The sequence below is a fragment of the Acidianus infernus genome, assembly GCF_009729545.1.
GTDB lineage: Archaea > Thermoproteota > Thermoprotei_A > Sulfolobales > Sulfolobaceae > Acidianus > Acidianus infernus.
Genome location: NZ_WFIY01000004.1, coordinates 193,596 through 210,014 on the forward strand (window position 1 = coordinate 193,596; position 16,419 = coordinate 210,014).

Here is a 16,419-nt window from a genome sequence, read left to right on the forward strand (position 1 = left end):
ACATCAACTTGGCTTTTAAATATAGCTTGCACATAATTCTTAATCCCAATCTTGTATTACCAACGTAAAAATTACGTTGGTATTATTATAGTATAATATAAACGTAGGGTTTGCATAACTTTTGTTTATGAGAAAAGTAAGAATTATTGAGCTTGGACATTTTTATAAGTACACTTTGAAAAATAAGTGGCTTATTAAAATTGAAAATAAGAACATAAATTTTATAAAAAATGATCCAATAGGCTTTGTAGTTCTTGATGAAAATAAGCAAAGAGTAGGTAAAGTTTTAGATATAATAGGAAACGTTAACTCTCCTTATGCGCTAATAGAACCATTTCCTCATTATAACCCTCCTAAGGAAGTTTACATAGAATTGGTAGAGAAGGTGAGAAGAAAATGAAATGCCCAGTTTGTTCCTCAGAAGATATAAGATATGATCCCGAAAGAGGTCAATATATTTGTGCTAACTGTGGAGCAGTACTAGAAGACGAAGTAATAGATCAAGGACCAGAATGGAGAGCATATAATTATCAAGACAGGCTTGAAAGAGAAAGAATTGGATCTCCATTGACTTTGAAAGTTCACGATCAAGGGCTTTCAACTAGAATAGGATATGATAAGGTAAAAGATAGAATAAAGCTAATGAAAATGCAAAAATTGCAAAATAGAATTAGAGTTTCATCTAAGGATAAAAAATTAGTCACATACCTTTCAATGCTTAACAGCGAAGCATCAAAATTAGATTTGCCGGAACATGTAAAAGAAACTGCGGCATTTATATTAAGAAAATTAGTTGAGAATGGTTTAGCAAAGAGAATAGATTCGTATGCGTTAATTGCCGCAGTACTATATTATTCATGCCAAGTAAATAATATACCTAAATATTTGCAAGAGATCAAAACCAGATATTCCCTTTCCTCCAGCGAGTTATGGAAAGCTTTAGAAAGAGTACATAAGGTATCAAAACAACTACAAAACTTTAAGCCGAAAATTAAGCCGGTTGAATATATTCCAAAAATTGTAGAAAAATTAGGCTTGCCCCAACTCGTAGCAACTAAATCTGCAGAGATGGTTAACATTATGTATAGGAATGGCCTAACTAGTGGGAAAGGTTATCTAGCATTAAGCGCCGCTGCGGTATATTTAATAAGCACTCTTATGGACGTGAAAAAAACTCAGAAGGAAATAGCTGATTCATTAAATATCACAGAAGTAACAATAAGAAACAGATATAAAGAAATTATTAAAAATTTCGATATTGAAGTAAGTTTATAAACAAATCTAATAGCAAAGTAATTAAACTCTAAGCTATATATTATATATTTGGCTATAGGTGATTCTTGATGGAATCAAATATATCAAGTTATGAGAATTTAATACAAGAAAAAATATTAGAAAAAGGCGATGAAGGTATTTCACAACAAGAATTAGCTAAATCTGTAGGATTATCTACAAGAGAATTAAGTATGATTGTTAAAAGACTTATTGAAAAGAAAGTTATTGTTAAAAGAACAGTTAAAGAGAACGGGAAAAGCGTCGTAAAACTCTTTGCGACTAAGTCCTCATCTATTAATAATGATATTTATATAAATTTAGATTCTGTAAGAGAAATACCATGCTTCTCGTGCAAGCTTCTTTATAAATGTAATAATGGAGCTCATGTTAATCCTGGATCTTGCAGTAAGCTTTCAGAATGGATATTATACCTTGTTGGCTAAGGTCTTCATGCATTCTAAGATTTCATCAAAGCTTTTGCTAGTCTTTATGCCTTTAGAGCTAAAATGAGTCTGCGATGCTTCTCCTAGACATTCTATTATCTTTTCTCTTGCTGGAACATTTATTTTATATTTTGAAGCTATAAATTCTAAGTTATAGTAACCTGGAGGATATTTATTTTCTTGCAAAATTTTATGCAGTAATATAGAAATTGCTTCAAAGTTTTTAATGTAGGAAAAGTTTTGTAAATAATCCATCATTTTATGAACAAAACTGTCATCATTTATCTTACCTAGCCATACAGGACCAGAAATTTTAACTTTATTACCACATCTGGGGCATTTTTCTATTGGGTCTTTTGAAGACCCAGAAAAGCCGCATTTTTCGCACTCATAAAAATATCCTAATTTTTCTATACTTTCATCAGCCTTTTTTGCACCCCTAGTTACTCTTATTATTAGTCTATAGTAGTAATCATTATAAAAAGCAAATATTGGCTCTACAGCTTTTTCTAATATTGCTGCCTCCCTTACTATTTTAGATAGTAAAACTCTTATGCCAACTTCTTTAGAAAAGCTTAACTTTGAATTATTGACATCATATTTTCTTTTACAAGACTTTTTTGCACTTCCCTCTAATGGGGCCAAATCCGTAGCAGTATACGCTACATGCCCACCATTCTTTACCGCATTAACAGAGGATAAGATAAAAGGTGAAGGAGAGCCAAACGGATCTATATCCACATAATCTGTAATAACTTCGTATAACAATGAATTAGCATCCCTATTAGTTATTTTTGCAACTTTTACTCCATTTACTTCTACATTCTTACGTATTAGATCTACAGCTACCTTACTTTTGTCATTAAATATAATTTCTTCTATAGGAGAATTAGATTCTAAGTAATATCTTATACCTCTTATACCAGATGCTGCTAATGCATCTATTATTGATTTAGGCGAAATTACAGACACCGCTATAACACTTATGTCTCTATTGAACGTCATCCTAGGATTATAAAATACAGGGGCCCAAGAAGGGTCAAATTTTCCATTTTTCTCGTATTCCTTAGGATCCGGAATAAATATCCTTGCTTTACCTTCTTTAATCTCCACCAATCTCATATTTTAACTCATCTAAATTCTGATCTAAATACACTTTGAAACCATCTTTTTCTAATTCTTTAGCTCTACTGCTGGACTTAGAGATGACTATCATATTTAGATTAAATTCTTCGGCTATTTTACTTGCCTCTTGAATCTTTTTTATAGAATTATCTGGATTTCTTGATTCAATAGTTATTATTAACTTCTTTGAATTATTTGAAGCTATTATATCAACAGCAGTAAATTTAAGCGTAGCTACCTTAAATCCTTTAGATTCTAGTATATTTATGACTTTGTGATCTTTATCAACACTAACCTTATCGTCTGCTTGGTATGTTTCACAAACGTCACCTATTATTTCTGGACCAAAAATATCTATGAGCTTCTCTGCAATTTCTATGGACACATCGGAATCTCCATTTTCATAGTCATAAATAGTTTTTCTCGAAACTCCTAGCATTTTGGCTACGTCTCCCATGCTATAATTCATTTCCCTCATTTTTTGCCTTAATACTTCTGGTCTTATCCTTACAAACATTCCTCCCCTAGTTCTATAGACAAATATTTTATCACCTTTGAGTAATCTCTCAAACCCAAATAGTGACAAACCAATAACTTTATCTTTCTCAATAGCTATGTCCTCTTCAGTTTCATCAGTTATTATTAAAGGAATACTTTGCGTTAGATAAGAGAAATTCTTTAAATCTGTTATTTCATCTTTTCCTATCTTATCGGATGAAGTTTTGACTACTAATTTCTTCTTTTCCTGAGAACCTCTCTTAAACTCAACTATTATATCTATAGATTTTTTATTTTTCTCTGGATAATTTATAATAGTATAATTTAAGCCTTCATCTTCTAATATCCTTATTACATCATTTACCCTAATCGTCATTTTAGATACCTTCGCCAAGTTCACTATTTGCTGAAAACAATATATTACTACTAAGAGTTATAAAGATTAATGTTTTATATCGCCTTAATAAATCCTCTACATCTACGGTATTTAATATAATTTTATCTCCTTCTTCTTTATTAAGAATCAAACTGACTGCTTTTTTATCCCACTCTGAGCCTTCTAAAGAAAACTGACCTGGTTCAGGTAGTTTTAAAATTATAATAGGAAGATAAACTAATGACCATAGATAAAGAGGAACTTTAGAAGAAAAATCCTTCACTTCAGCTAAATTTAATTCGTGATAAAAACCGTTATTTAGCCTAATCTTATTTTTGCCTTGGAGCGCATCCTTTAAAGTAACTTTTTCTGCGGGAGAACTACCAAAGATTTCCTTTAAACCTAACTCTAGAATTTTATCAAGCATTTACCCTTTAAACCTCGCTAAGACCATTGCGTGATCCTTATCGTAAGGATCTAGGTTTATTACTTGCTTCACGTCAAAATTACTCCTCTCAAGTTTAGAAGCTTCTTCTTTAAATATCTCTTCTGGATTCTTTGTTACGTCAATGCTTCTAGCCTTTATTGCCAGAAGTAAACTTCCGCCTTCTTTTAAGAATATTTTAGCGTTATAAATAGCTATATCAGTTTGATCTGGTTGTGCAATATCAACATAAAGTACGTCTACGTTCTCTATTAATGGCATATAACTTTGAGGAAATCTAGCATCAGCTAATATTGGAAATAAATTAGGCCTTCTTTGAGCAACTAAGATAAGCTCTCTTACAACTCTAGGAGAAAATTCTACTCCATAAACTTTTCCTTCTTTCTCTACTATATCTGAAACATGACTAGGTGTAGTTCCAGATGCTGCTCCTAAATAAAGCACTTTTACTCCTTTTTTAACAGGATTTTCTTTTAATCCTTTTAATATGGCTCCGGCTAGCTTACTTCTGAAAGCATTCCATTCTCTATATTCTATTCCGTTATATTTAATTAGTCTCTCTCCGTAAACCGAATATCCTGGAGCTAAATTTTTAGTACATAATCTTGTAGTTCCGTCTTCATACTCGCATTCAAATACATTCTCCATTTTTGTTTCTTTTACGGATTTAATACTTTCTGACATTTAATCACCTCTTACCTTTCTTTCCTTTATTTTTCTTCCCGCCACCTCCTCCTTTCTTAAAGTTCTTCTGCTTCGGAGCTTGTGGCTGTGGTTTTCTTGGAGGAGGTTGTGCATACTTAGTTTTTATTTCCTCTATTCTCTTATTTAACTGTTCTACTAATTGATCCCCTATAAATCTCCCGCTATAGTTATCTACTCTAGCAGCTATGGCTAATTTTGCTGCTAAAGCCCTAGCAATCTTACCTCTTTGCCATCTAGGAGAACTATGAATTGCTGGAAACTGGAATATAACACCGTGCTTTGGTGGCCTGCCTCCAGACCTTAGAGCTCTAAATAAAGCTTTTTCTGCACCTAAAACTTGGATAGTACTAGCAGGCATTTTTGCAAACTCCTCTAGGCTACCTGCTAAACTTAATAGCCTTGCTCCTAGATTTGCACCGACTAGTGCAGTAATATTTGGAGCAACTTCTTTCATTACTGACTCTACATAATCCGATAAACTATTACGAATGTTATATAATGATAATATAGCATTAGAAAGTTGTTTTATTGAATTTATATCATCCTCTGAGATATCTGCACCTATACTTTTACTTGCTGCATCTAATATTTTCTTAGCTTGTTTCTCGTCAATATTAATACTCTTTAATCCTTCTAAAGTTATATTATCTCTATAACCGAAAGTAGAAACAATTTTGGCGTAAGTCTCATGGTCTTCTACTAATTTGTCTAATTCTGGGAAATGTAAGCTGTACCACTCTCTTAACCTTTCTGAGAAAAGATTTATTGATTTATCAATATCATCCATTGCTCTAACTGCTTGTATTGCCAATAAGTCTCTTTTTTGCGCGGCAGTCCTTAGTTTCCTCCTTGTATATTCAAAGGAAAGTTGATAAAGGAAACTATATAACTCGCCTTCAGAAGATGCAAATTTTGAATCTAAGGCGAATTTCACTAGTGAAGATCTAAACATTTTGGCTGCTTTATGGTTTAAAGTAGCTGAAGCCTTCACTTTAAGCTTTGGAATTTCCGCTTCATTTTCTACAACCACTTCTTCTGGCTTAAGTTTTGATATTAGCTCTAAAGTTGAAGGAAAAGGTTCTCCTTTTTCATGATTTAGGAGAATTTCAACTAATTTTCCAATGTCCTTTGGATTAAGTACATAATCAACTAATTTTCCATCTTCATCGAAGGCAAATGTACCTATAGCATGCTCAACTAAGTATAACTTCATTATAGTCCCATTGCTTTTTCAACTGTAAGTTTAAATTCTTATTTATGTTATATTAAGTTGATATGCCATCCCACGGTTCGTTAACGAAGGCAGGAAAGGTTAGAAATCAGACTCCAAAAATTCAGCCAAAACCCAAGAGCAAAGAAGTACCCAGAGTCAGGAATAAGAAGGAGTTTGAAAAGAGAATATTAAAAGCTTCTAAGGAGAAAGCTACATAAGCTTTTTTACATTATATAATTATTTTTTCCTATGCTTGAAGGTTATAGAGGGTCCGCTCTTCAGAGCTTATTACAAATTAATGCAGATATAGGAGATTTGATAGAAATAGAAAAGAATGGCAATACTTATAAAGGAATTCTAATGCCTTCTTATTCTCCATATGATGATATAATAGTCATAAAATTAGATAATGGATATAATATTGGAGTTTCAATAATTTCAGCAAAAATAAAGCTTATAAAGAAAAAATCTGAGAGCCAAAAGGAAACTCAGGAAGTTAGTAAAAGTACTAAAAGTGAAATAAAAATAATAAGTACCGGAGGCACCATAGTAAGTAAAATAGAGTATGAAACTGGTGCTGTAAGACCTGCATTATCTACGGAGGATATTATAAAATTCATGCCAGAAATAAATAATATAGCAAAAATTTCTGCTGAAATACTCTTTGCAATACTTAGTGAAAATATGACACCAGAGCATTGGATTAAAATTGCAGAAGCAGTAAAGAGAGCGTTTAAAGAAGGTAATGAAGGAGTAGTTATTGCTCACGGAACAGATACGATGGCTTATACTGCATCAGCACTGGCTTTTTCATTAAAATTGCCTGGACCGGTGGTATTAGTTGGTTCACAAAGAAGTAGTGACAGACCTAGTAGTGATGCAGCAATAAACTTGTACTCTTCTGTGCTTCTAGCTAAGAAGGCTCCATTTGGTGAAGTAGTAATAAATATGCATGGAGAAAGCTCAGATACATACACTTTAGCTCACAGAGGAGTTAAGGTTAGAAAAATGCATACTAGTAGAAGAGATGCTTTCCAATCAATAAATGATAAACCTTTAGCTAAAGTAGGGTGGAAAGAAAATAAAGTAGAAATTCTAAGATCGGATTATATTCCCAAAAGAGATGAAGTTGAAGAAGACGCAAAATTTGATACTCACGTATTTCTTTTAAAGTACTATCCAGGTTTAACCCCTGACATTTTAGAATATTTAATGGATAAGAAAATCAGAGGAGTGATCTTAGAAGGTACTGGATTAGGTCATGTAGCTACATCTTTTGTGGATTATATAAAGAAAATGACAAAGGACGGAGTATTTGTTGGTATGACTTCACAGTGTTTGTTCGGAAGAGTTAATATGAATGTTTATACTACAGGAAGGCTATTGCAAGAAGCTGGGGTAGTTCCATTAGAAGATATGCTACCAGAGGTTGCAATAGTCAAACTGATGTGGGTTCTTGCGCATGAGTCTGACCAAGAAAAAGTTAAGAAATTAATGCTTACAAATTTAGTAGGAGAAATAAACCCAAGGCACAGTTTAGATTTCTTCCCAAGGTGGAATTATGATTGATTATAATAAGCTCGGACTAAAAGTAGGATTAGAAATTCACCAACAATTAGATACGTCTACAAAGCTATTTTGCAATTGCCCGACTATACTTAGTGAAGAATATAAAAATACATTAGAAAGATATTTAAGACCAGTATTTAGCGAAACAGGAGAAATAGACGTAGCAGCATTATTTGAGTGGGAGAAAAACAAGAAATATGTATATAGAATACCTCAACAAGCTACATGTTTAGTAGAATGTGATGAAGAACCTCCTCATAGAATGAGCGAGGAAGCATTATTAATAGGACTAGCAATGACTCTAGCGTTTCACGGAACACCAGTTGACGAAGTATACGTCATGAGAAAAGTAGTGATAGATGGATCAAATACTTCTGGTTTTCAAAGAACATCAATAGTAGGGCTTGGCGGATATATAGAAGATGAGGATGGAAAAGTTAGTATTCAAACTATTGCAATAGAGGAAGACGCTGCTAGGAAAATTGAAGATACTAAGGATTCCGTTATTTATAATCTAGATAGGCTAGGAATTCCATTAATAGAAATTTCAACTGGACCAGATATTCATAGTCCAGAACAAGCAAAGAGAGTAGCACTAAAAATAGGACAAATGCTAAGATTAACTGGGAGAGTAAAGAGAGGGCTAGGAACTATAAGGCAAGACTTAAATGTATCAATAACTGGTGGAGTAAAAACTGAAATAAAAGGCGTTCAGGAGCTCGATTTGATACCTAAGCTAATAGAGTACGAGGCAATGAGACAATTAAAACTTTTAGAAATAAAAGACGAGTTAATAAAACGTGGTGCTACAAAAGAAAATATATCCTCAGGGTACGTAGTTAAAGATCTAACAGAATTATTTAAGGAAACCAAAAGTAATGTAATCCTAAGAGAGTTAAAGAAAGGAGGTAAAGTTTACGGAATAAAAGTTCCGCATTTCAAAGGAATATTTGGCATAGAACTGATGCCAAATAGGAGATTTGGTACAGAAGTTTCTGATTATGTGAAAGTACTTGCAGGATTAGGAGGAATATTCCACATTGACGAATTACCTAACTATGGAATTTCTCAAGAAGAGGTAAACAAGGTAAAAGATGAATTAAACGTAAAAGATGATGACGGTTTTATATTAATTGTAGGAGAAAAATCTAAATTGGATCTAGCAGTTCAAGTAATCAAAGATAGAATATTATATGCCTTAGAAGGAGTACCTAAGGAAACTAGAGGAGCTAATGAAGATGGCACGACAAGGTTCTTAAGACCACAGCCTGGAGCAGCAAGAATGTATCCAGAGACTGATATTCCTCCAATAAGAATAACTGAAGACCTAATTAAAAAAGCAAAAGAAATTATTCCACCTACTCCCGAAGAGAAATTAAAGAGCTTAATTAGCCTTGGTTTAAGTGAAGAGTTAGCTAAACAAGTTCTAAATAGCCCTAGATTAGATTCATTCGATTACTTCGTTAAGAAGTATCCTAAAGTGTCGCCTGTTGTTATAGCAACTACCTTAGAGAATACGATAAAATCATTAAAGTCTCAAGGAGGAGACCCAGAGGCAATTACGGATTACGTTCTAGATAGCGTATTTGATGCCTTAAATTCTGGTAAAATATCAAAAGATTCCATACCAGAGATACTTTTAAAGTATAGCAAAGAGAAAAAAGAAGGAGAGAATGTGAATATTGATAAAATTATTAGTAGCTTCTCTTCTTTAAGCGAGGAAGAGTTGGAGAAGATTGTTAAGGAAACTATAGAAACATCTAAGGAGGAAATAACCAAAAAGAGGGATAAGGCGTTTAACATATTAATGGGTAAAGTAATGTCTAAGGTTAGAGGAAGGGCTGACGGAAAAAGAGTAGCAGATTTAATTAGGAGAGAATTAGAAAAGATTAATGGATGAAGAATTACCCCCGAACCCGAGAGATGACGAAAAGGCATTTGTCGGACCAATAATGATAAATTTTTCCATTCCGTTTATTAATATTGATACAGTTAAATTAAGTGATGAAGATCTAAATATAGCTCAATTGCCTCAACTTCTTAAGTTGTCTAATGTTAAGAAAGTTCTATGGAAATATAAGGCAAAAATAATAGGAGTAGACGGAAGTGAAATATTAGCTGAAGGAGAAGATAACATAAAAGAACCATTTATAGTACTAACTCCATTAGAAATAAATGCAATACCTTGGAGCTTTACTAAAATAGATGAGAAAGCTCTTATAAATTTAGTTAAAGATCTAATACCTTGTGATGAAGGAGACGGATATTTTAATCCATCTCCTTGGGAAAGGAAAGCATTAATAGAGGAAAGATGGTATTATTTTCGCCCAGGAGAAATAACTGGAAACCTCAATATACGCACCCAAGGATACGAGCTTGCAGGATATAAAATAGAAAGTAACTTTTATAATCCCAAATTCTACTTTTTAAATCCTTTCTACATTGAAGAAAGCAGATATCCTATAAGTGCATCAAGCTTTGTATCGCTACAATCAGATTCTGCATTATCTATAATTTCTTCCGATCCATTCAATATGAAATTTAATCTAGGAAAGATAGAAATAGAAAGTGAGAGACCAGTATATATTATCAAATCAAGAAGATGGAACGAAATTAAGCCTGCAAGAATTTCGTGGGATCTAAAAAACGACATAATTAGATTAGATTGTAAACCTAAATATAACGTAAGTATTTATAAAATAGAGCCATCATCAGTAATTCCTCTGTATTTTGATTATAAAAATGGAGAGTTGTCATTGATTTTAGAGAATTTCTCCGACGACGACATAATTTCAACATTAATTTTCTCTGGGAGAATAGAGAGTGTTAAAGCTGATGGAGAAGAGTTAATTACAGAATTCGATAGAGTAAGAATTCCAATAAGAAGATGGGGAATAAAAAACGTTAGAATAAAAATAAGAAGACTGATAGAACCTTATTTAAAAAGAAAAATTATTGCTTAAGCATAAGGGATGATTCATAAGCACACAAAGGAACATCTATACCGCTACGCTTAAGAACTTTTTTGCCTTCAGAGCATAACATACAATAATAGTTTGATAGATCTTCATTAGTCCCAAGATATACTTTCTCAACAAAGTCAGATATCATTTCCATCATTTTCTTGTCATGTTCTATAAGCTCTCTAACGCTATTGCCTCTTTTTTTATTCATATAATTTGCCACTGCAGCTGGTGTTATCCCCATTTTCTTTGCTGCTTCGTACAATGGAAGACCTTTCTCCTTTACGAGCTTTGTAGCAATTATAGATCTCACTGCAGGCAATATTTCCTTTACTGAAATTTCACATGGAGGAGTAATAGACATAAGTTTATCAATTGAAAATAGGATAAAGAAATATAAAAATATTTTGCATTATAGTTCACAAGTCTTACATCCGCCTGCATAATTCTCATCTACTTCGACAAATTTCTTCTCCATTCTAAATGACGATGGAATTATTTGTTGCTTCTTTTCCTGTTCTCTTTTCTCCTTCTCTTCCCTTTCCTTCTTTATTCCGAAGTATATTACTTGTTGTGATTTGCTCTTATCTCTATAAACTGTTATACCTTTAACTCCTAATTTCCACGCCATCAGATATACTCTCTCTACAGTTTCTGGAGGCTCCTCAGACCTTAAGTTTATAGTTTTAGAAGTACCAGAATCGTTCCATTGTTGCCACGCTGCTTGATGTAATAAATGAAATTCTGGAGGAACTTCGTGAGCAGTCCTAAACAGTTTCCTAATTGTTGCTGGCATAAACATGTTTTCCCCAACAGTTCCAGTTTCAGCAACCTTCTTTACAACTTCTGGATTATCTAATTCATACTTCCTCAAATACTCCAAGAATAAAGGATCAATCTCCATAAATTTGCCCACCGCAACATTCCTAATGAATGCTAATGCAAATAAAGGCTCTATAGATGATGAAGTTCCAGCAATTATTGATATGGTACCAGTAGGTGCTACAGAAACTACAGTAGAATTTCTTAAGCCATACTTAATTCTTTCTGCCTTAAGCTCAGAAAAGTCAAGTTTATCAACAATTGCAGTTAGCTTACGAACATACTCAGAAGGTTTACCTTCAACCTTAGTAACCTCAAGTAAGTATTCGAATGGCCTAGCGGATTCCCATATATCGTGATATCTTAACGGGTCATATGCAGGGAAAGAGCCTTTTTCTTTAGCTAACTCTATTGAAGTCTTAAACGCATGATAATATATGAACTTGGCCACTTGATATGATAAGTATATTGCATCTACGCTATCATAAGGTATACCAAGCCTTATCAACATCCTAGCTAAGCCCATAACTCCTAAACCCACTTTTCTAGTGTTCTTGGTAGCTTGCTCTATCTGCTTAAGCGGATACTTATTAGCATCGATCACGTTATCTAGAAGTCTAACGGCGTATTTTATTGTTTCAGCCAATCCATCCCAATCTATATATTTACCGTTTTCCGTCTCCTTAACAAACTTCTCTAAATTAATAGAACCTAAATTACACGATTCCCAAGGTAATAAGGGTTCTTCGCCACAAGGATTGGTAGCATTAATTTTTCCTAGGTACCAAACTGGATGCCTTCTATTTATCTCATCTATAAATAGTAAGCCGGGATCTCCGCTATCCCAAGCACTTTTTACTATCTCTTCAAAAAGTGACCTAGCGTTTATCCACCTTATTATAGCACCTTCTTTTTCTGCTATAGCTAGAGCTTCATCCACAGTAATTATCTTACTCTCATCAAGCCAAACTGCTCCACCTTTTTCTTCCAACTCATTTAATATCTCTTCTTGAACCCACTCTTCGCTCATATAATTTCTTGCTTTATTTATATAATAATCGTGATCTGTCCCAGGAATTCTAGTCTTCCTAGGAGTAATTAATGGGACTTCTTCGCCTCTCTCAACTTTTTCCATAAAATAATCATAAACTCCTACAGAAATGTTAAAATTCTGCAATTGAACGTCCTTAAGCTTACCAGATTTAGAATTAATGAAATCCTCAATTTCAGCATGCCATACATGCATTACACCCATGTTAGCTCCTCTTCTTTTTCCTCCTTGCTTTACTACGTCAGTTGAAACGTCAAAGATTTTCATAAATGATACTGGACCAGAAGCAACACCTGCTGTCGAGGCAACAACATCTCCTTTAGGTCTAAGCTCCGAGAAATCAAAACCTGTACCGCCTCCTTGCTGGTGAACTAAGGCCATAGCTCTTAGAGCATCATAAATACCGTCGCCCTCTGGCGTAGTCATTGAATCTCTGACTGGAATTACAAAGCACGCTGACAAAATTCCCAGTCTAGTTCCGCTGTTCATTAAAGTTGGAGTATTAGGTAAGAATCTAAGATTACTCATGATCTCGTAGAATTTCTCCTCTAGTGCTTTTACTTCACTCTCTGATTTGCCATACTTGAGCTCTACACTAGCTAAGTACTTTGCAACTCTCCTGAACATCATTTGAGGGGTTTCTATATAGCGTAAGGTATTAGGATCTTTTAGTAAATATCTTGCTTCAAGAACTTTAAGTGCATTATAAGTAAGTAAAAGATCCTTTGGGTCAAAATCTTTCCATTTGCCCTTTCCATAAACGTGGTTATAAATCCTTGCTAAAACATATTTCTTTGCCAAATCCATTAATTCTGGATGTTCCAAAGAATTTTCTATCAAATTCCTCTCTACAATATCTGCTATTGTTCTTGTATCAATTGTGTTATCCTTAGAATTCTGAATTATATCGCTAGCTATGCCGTCTATAACTTCAGAAGGAACAAAACCTATTTTTACCAAGATTTTCTCTAGCTTAAATTCCTCTTTCCTTCCGTCTCTCTTTATCACTTTAATCTTATTGAGCGATAATAAACTTACAGTACTAGTTTGCATTGCTATCATATTATATTATTTTCTAACATTTAATTAGATAACCGTAATAAGCAAAGGTATAACCACGAAAACAGAAGAAAAAGACTAAAAAATGTATTAGTTTTAGCTTACTTTTATTTTCTGTTTTATAGCATTTATTGTATCTTGAGGAATATTGTTCATCTTATGGCTCATTCTTGCATGAATGCTTAATTGTTGAAGTAACTCGTCTTCACTTGAAGCTCCTATTATCTCAAATCCGCAATTCATTCCAATGTCCTCACAACTAAATGAATATTTACCAGACTTCCTAATAGCTTTCTTTATCTTATCTATTAATTCTGGCGGAATTGATGTTATTCCATGCTCCATCTTTGCATGAGTTTTTAACATTTCTAATAGCTCCTCTTCACTTCCTGCATTTATTATTTCAAATCCACAGTTCATCCCTATATCCGCACAACTAAATGTGTATTTCATAATGCATTATAAGGGAAAATAATACAAAAGGATTAGTTAGAAGATTTCTAACATATACGTTAATACAAGTAATATGCCTATATTCTTATGAAGCTATTTTCAAAGAAAAAGTATTACTTCGAATGCAAATCGATAGGAATGAACTGTGGATTTGAAGTAAAAGGCTCGTCGAGCGAAGAAGAATTATTAGAAATCCTTAGAGTTCACGCTAAATCAGCTCACGGAATTCCACAAATACCAGAAGATCTAATAAATAAGATAAAACAAAATATAAAGAAAATGTGAAAGTATTATTTCATTGTAAAGATATGTGATTTTTTCTTTATATATAAGATTAGATACTCCTAAATTTTTCCATTTAATTACCCTTATTCTTACTAAATCAATAGAGAAAATTTTCAATTTGTGAAATTGTTACGGACCCGCCGGGATTTGAACCCGGGACCACTGGCTCCGCAGGCCAGCACTCCGTCCTGGCTGAGCTACGGGTCCTAGATATTTTTCACATACGAGTTAAAGAAGCTATACCTAAAGTATTAAGTCCATTTCTTAATACAGTCTCTACGCCTTTAACAATAAATAACCTTGTTATTCTCTTTGATTCGTCTGGTTCTTGAAGGACTCTTTCTTTATCATACCATGAATTAAATACATCCGCAAGTCTTCTTAAAAATACTGTAAGAACTTCAGGCTGTAAATGATCTACGGAATTGATAAATATATCTGGGAATTTGGCTATCATTAAAAGAAGCGTTCTTTTCTCATTCTTTAACTCATTCTCGTCTATCTTAGAAATATCTAGATTTTCTGTAGATTTAGATAATATGTTGTAAGCTCTAGCATATGTATATTGTAAATAAGGACCGCTATTCTCTTCAAAATTTGCAACTCTTTTTACATCGAACGATACAGGCTTATTTGCAGACACCGAAATTATAGCATACCTTATAGCAGAATTAACTATTTCATTAAGATTATCCAATATTCCTTTTTTCTCCTCAATTTTTGCCTTAACTACTTCAGCTACTTTATCGTACACCTCGTCCAGCGAAATGTACTTACCCAGTCTTCCACTCATTTTCATTCCTTGTAGTGTTACCATTCCGTATGAGAAATGAATCAAATTGATAGCAAATTTTTTCCATCCCAATATATATAAAGCGGCTCTTAATTGCATTTGTGGTACGGATTGCTGTTCGGCTATTACATTTATTACCTCGTCTGCATTAAATTGTCTAAATTTATAAATAGTGTATGCTATGTCCCTAACTGTATATAATGTTGTACCATCAGATCTCATTAAGACTAGCGGGGGTATTTCTAAACCTTTAGGAATTCTTATCTCCTTCCTAATATCGTCGTCAATATAATTTTGTAAATCTAATGCTACAGTCCCCTTGTAGTTAATTTTAGCAACAGAGGTTAATGCAAAATCCAAAACTAATTTTACATCATTATTCCATAAAAGATCACTTTCATAATCGAAATTGTCAAACGTTATATGCAATTTCTCTAAACTTTCTTTAAATCCTTCTAATGCAAAATCAACGTATTTTCTTACTATCTTCTTTATTTCTTCTTCTCCTTTTTCATACTTTTCTATTATCTTAGAAATCTCGCCTTCTGGATCTTTATCTTTCATTATTTGATCAGAAAGTTTGTTAAAATATTCTTGATTTCTCTTACTTAATTCAGAGGCTGAAATTAATAATTCATCCCTTCTAGCTATCTTTTCCTTATATTCTGAATCGTTAGTTGTGCTCTTTAGTTCCTCATTTATTTTCTTAATTTCTAAGATGACGTTAGTCATTGCGTAAATTAGTCCTAACCATTGGTCTTTTTTCTCTCCACTGGGTGGATCCGGATATCCTAGTTTTGAGAGGCCATAAATAAGTAAAGCTACCTGCCTTCCACTATCATTTACATAAAATCTAACATTTACTTCATGCCCTCTAGCCTTGAGCATCCTGGCTAACGTGTCTCCAAGTATGGCATTCCTTAAATGTCCTATATGTAAAGGATGAATAGGATTAGCACTTGTATGCTCAACCACTATTCTCAAAGGTCTTTCTGTCTTAATTATTCCATAATTTTCAGAAAAATTTGTAAAAATCTCCTTTAATAACTCCTTTTCGTTTAACCTTGCATTAATGAATAGTCCATCTTTCCAAACTTCTTTTATTAACCTCCCTTTATATTCTCGTCTAATCTCAATGTCAAATTTCTTAGTGACGGAAGGTAATGGTAAGGCTAAATCTGCTATTTGCTCCTTTGCAGGATATTCAATACTATTTAAAACTTTCTCCTTATCCACATTAAGTACATTACTAAGATAATTGGCTAGTTCCTCTTTTGCTTTTGCTAAAGCATACACAAGTGGTATTAGAGGGTTTGATTTTTAATTCTTTGTTACTTAATTCCA

The 16,419-nt window shown here is 33.3% G+C and carries 17 protein-coding genes and 1 tRNA gene; 8 read left to right on the top strand and 10 right to left on the bottom strand.

Annotation, left to right across the window (positions count from 1 at the left end):
• The first annotated feature begins 127 nt into the window (after window positions 1-127).
• The 3 genes from D1867_RS01185 (at window position 128) to D1867_RS01195 (ending at window position 1,718) form a co-directional block, all read left to right on the top strand.
• The gene (locus tag D1867_RS01185; protein ID WP_155862454.1) at window positions 128-400 is read left to right on the top strand and encodes an H/ACA ribonucleoprotein complex subunit GAR1; all 273 of its coding nucleotides are present in this window, start codon (window positions 128-130) and stop codon (window positions 398-400) included.
• Window positions 397-1,275: a transcription initiation factor IIB gene (locus tag D1867_RS01190; RefSeq protein ID WP_155862455.1), complete on the top strand. Its 879-nt coding sequence runs from the start codon at window positions 397-399 to the stop codon at window positions 1,273-1,275. Before D1867_RS01185 ends, D1867_RS01190 begins: the two co-directional genes overlap by 4 nt.
• Window positions 1,276-1,343: 68 nt before the next feature.
• The gene (locus tag D1867_RS01195; RefSeq protein ID WP_155862456.1) at window positions 1,344-1,718 is read left to right on the top strand and encodes a winged helix-turn-helix domain-containing protein; all 375 of its coding nucleotides are present in this window, start codon (window positions 1,344-1,346) and stop codon (window positions 1,716-1,718) included.
• Here D1867_RS01195 and D1867_RS01200 read toward each other — a convergent pair.
• Genes D1867_RS01200 through D1867_RS01220 form a run of 5 tightly spaced genes read right to left on the bottom strand, consistent with a single transcriptional unit; the run spans window position 1,701 to window position 6,083 of the window.
• Window positions 1,701-2,840, bottom strand: coding sequence for a tRNA (guanine(26)-N(2))-dimethyltransferase (locus tag D1867_RS01200; protein ID WP_155862457.1), 1,140 nt, complete (start codon window positions 2,838-2,840; stop codon window positions 1,701-1,703). The two genes, D1867_RS01195 and D1867_RS01200, sit on opposite strands and share 18 nt — an antisense overlap.
• Window positions 2,821-3,717 carry a helix-turn-helix domain-containing protein gene (locus D1867_RS01205; protein ID WP_155862458.1) on the bottom strand — a complete coding sequence of 299 codons (897 nt, stop codon included), beginning with the start codon at window positions 3,715-3,717 and terminating at the stop codon, window positions 2,821-2,823. Before D1867_RS01205 ends, D1867_RS01200 begins: the two co-directional genes overlap by 20 nt.
• Before the next feature lies 1 nt (window position 3,718).
• Window positions 3,719-4,144: a DUF61 family protein gene (locus D1867_RS01210; RefSeq protein WP_155862459.1), complete on the bottom strand. Its 426-nt coding sequence runs from the start codon at window positions 4,142-4,144 to the stop codon at window positions 3,719-3,721.
• A complete protein-coding gene (locus tag D1867_RS01215; protein ID WP_155862460.1) occupies window positions 4,145-4,846 on the bottom strand; it encodes a fibrillarin-like rRNA/tRNA 2'-O-methyltransferase in 702 nt (233 codons plus the stop codon).
• Between the two features lie 4 nt (window positions 4,847-4,850).
• Window positions 4,851-6,083 carry a C/D box methylation guide ribonucleoprotein complex aNOP56 subunit gene (locus D1867_RS01220; protein ID WP_338078074.1) on the bottom strand — a complete coding sequence of 411 codons (1,233 nt, stop codon included), beginning with the start codon at window positions 6,081-6,083 and terminating at the stop codon, window positions 4,851-4,853.
• A gap of 59 nt (window positions 6,084-6,142) precedes the next feature.
• Here D1867_RS01220 and D1867_RS01225 point away from each other — a divergent pair, with 59 nt between their 5' ends.
• From D1867_RS01225 to D1867_RS01240, 4 genes are read left to right on the top strand one after another with little or no spacing between them, the layout of a single operon-like run.
• Window positions 6,143-6,298, top strand: a complete 156-nt coding sequence (locus tag D1867_RS01225; RefSeq protein ID WP_152941053.1) for a 30S ribosomal protein S30e — start codon at window positions 6,143-6,145, stop codon at window positions 6,296-6,298.
• A 31-nt stretch (window positions 6,299-6,329) separates the two neighbouring features.
• Window positions 6,330-7,649 (top strand): Glu-tRNA(Gln) amidotransferase subunit GatD, encoded by a 1,320-nt coding sequence (gatD, locus tag D1867_RS01230; RefSeq protein WP_155862462.1) that lies wholly within the window; start codon window positions 6,330-6,332, stop codon window positions 7,647-7,649.
• Window positions 7,642-9,549 (top strand): Glu-tRNA(Gln) amidotransferase subunit GatE, encoded by a 1,908-nt coding sequence (gatE, locus tag D1867_RS01235; protein WP_155862463.1) that lies wholly within the window; start codon window positions 7,642-7,644, stop codon window positions 9,547-9,549. Before gatD ends, gatE begins: the two co-directional genes overlap by 8 nt.
• Window positions 9,542-10,612: a hypothetical protein gene (locus tag D1867_RS01240; protein WP_155862464.1), complete on the top strand. Its 1,071-nt coding sequence runs from the start codon at window positions 9,542-9,544 to the stop codon at window positions 10,610-10,612. Before gatE ends, D1867_RS01240 begins: the two co-directional genes overlap by 8 nt.
• Here the strand turns inward: D1867_RS01240 and D1867_RS01245 are convergent.
• From D1867_RS01245 to D1867_RS01255, 3 genes are all read right to left on the bottom strand, one after another.
• On the bottom strand, window positions 10,602-10,976 hold the full coding sequence (locus D1867_RS01245; protein ID WP_155862465.1) for a transcriptional regulator: 375 nt from the start codon (window positions 10,974-10,976) through the stop codon (window positions 10,602-10,604). The two genes, D1867_RS01240 and D1867_RS01245, sit on opposite strands and share 11 nt — an antisense overlap.
• 48 nt (window positions 10,977-11,024) lie before the next feature.
• Window positions 11,025-13,547 (bottom strand): adenosylcobalamin-dependent ribonucleoside-diphosphate reductase, encoded by a 2,523-nt coding sequence (locus D1867_RS01250; RefSeq protein ID WP_420809273.1) that lies wholly within the window; start codon window positions 13,545-13,547, stop codon window positions 11,025-11,027.
• A gap of 93 nt (window positions 13,548-13,640) precedes the next feature.
• Window positions 13,641-13,997: a DUF1059 domain-containing protein gene (locus D1867_RS01255; protein WP_155862467.1), complete on the bottom strand. Its 357-nt coding sequence runs from the start codon at window positions 13,995-13,997 to the stop codon at window positions 13,641-13,643.
• Window positions 13,998-14,078: 81 nt separating this feature from the next.
• On the opposite strand from D1867_RS01255, the gene D1867_RS01260 reads away from it, so the two are divergent.
• Entirely contained in the window at window positions 14,079-14,282 is a 204-nt protein-coding gene (locus tag D1867_RS01260) for a DUF1059 domain-containing protein (protein ID WP_373468255.1), read from the top strand.
• Between the two features lie 132 nt (window positions 14,283-14,414).
• On the opposite strand, the gene D1867_RS01265 is transcribed toward D1867_RS01260, so the two are convergent.
• Both D1867_RS01265 and D1867_RS01270 read right to left on the bottom strand, forming a co-directional pair.
• Window positions 14,415-14,489 (bottom strand) — tRNA-Arg (locus D1867_RS01265).
• A gap of 10 nt (window positions 14,490-14,499) precedes the next feature.
• Window positions 14,500-16,371: an arginine--tRNA ligase gene (locus tag D1867_RS01270; RefSeq protein ID WP_338077918.1), complete on the bottom strand. Its 1,872-nt coding sequence runs from the start codon at window positions 16,369-16,371 to the stop codon at window positions 14,500-14,502.
• Window positions 16,372-16,419: the final 48 nt, after the last annotated feature.

Coding starts and splice junctions, on each gene's coding strand:
- D1867_RS01185 (WP_155862454.1), top strand. CDS start 128: ATGAGAAAAGTAAGAATTATTGAGCTTGGACATTTTTATAAGTACACT.
- D1867_RS01190 (WP_155862455.1), top strand. CDS start 397: ATGAAATGCCCAGTTTGTTCCTCAGAAGATATAAGATATGATCCCGAA.
- D1867_RS01195 (WP_155862456.1), top strand. CDS start 1,344: ATGGAATCAAATATATCAAGTTATGAGAATTTAATACAAGAAAAAATA.
- D1867_RS01200 (WP_155862457.1), bottom strand. CDS start 2,840: ATGAGATTGGTGGAGATTAAAGAAGGTAAAGCAAGGATATTTATTCCG.
- D1867_RS01205 (WP_155862458.1), bottom strand. CDS start 3,717: ATGACGATTAGGGTAAATGATGTAATAAGGATATTAGAAGATGAAGGC.
- D1867_RS01210 (WP_155862459.1), bottom strand. CDS start 4,144: ATGCTTGATAAAATTCTAGAGTTAGGTTTAAAGGAAATCTTTGGTAGT.
- D1867_RS01215 (WP_155862460.1), bottom strand. CDS start 4,846: ATGTCAGAAAGTATTAAATCCGTAAAAGAAACAAAAATGGAGAATGTA.
- D1867_RS01225 (WP_152941053.1), top strand. CDS start 6,143: ATGCCATCCCACGGTTCGTTAACGAAGGCAGGAAAGGTTAGAAATCAG.
- gatD (WP_155862462.1), top strand. CDS start 6,330: ATGCTTGAAGGTTATAGAGGGTCCGCTCTTCAGAGCTTATTACAAATT.
- gatE (WP_155862463.1), top strand. CDS start 7,642: ATGATTGATTATAATAAGCTCGGACTAAAAGTAGGATTAGAAATTCAC.
- D1867_RS01240 (WP_155862464.1), top strand. CDS start 9,542: ATGGATGAAGAATTACCCCCGAACCCGAGAGATGACGAAAAGGCATTT.
- D1867_RS01245 (WP_155862465.1), bottom strand. CDS start 10,976: ATGTCTATTACTCCTCCATGTGAAATTTCAGTAAAGGAAATATTGCCT.
- D1867_RS01250 (WP_420809273.1), bottom strand. CDS start 13,547: ATGATAGCAATGCAAACTAGTACTGTAAGTTTATTATCGCTCAATAAG.
- D1867_RS01255 (WP_155862467.1), bottom strand. CDS start 13,997: ATGAAATACACATTTAGTTGTGCGGATATAGGGATGAACTGTGGATTT.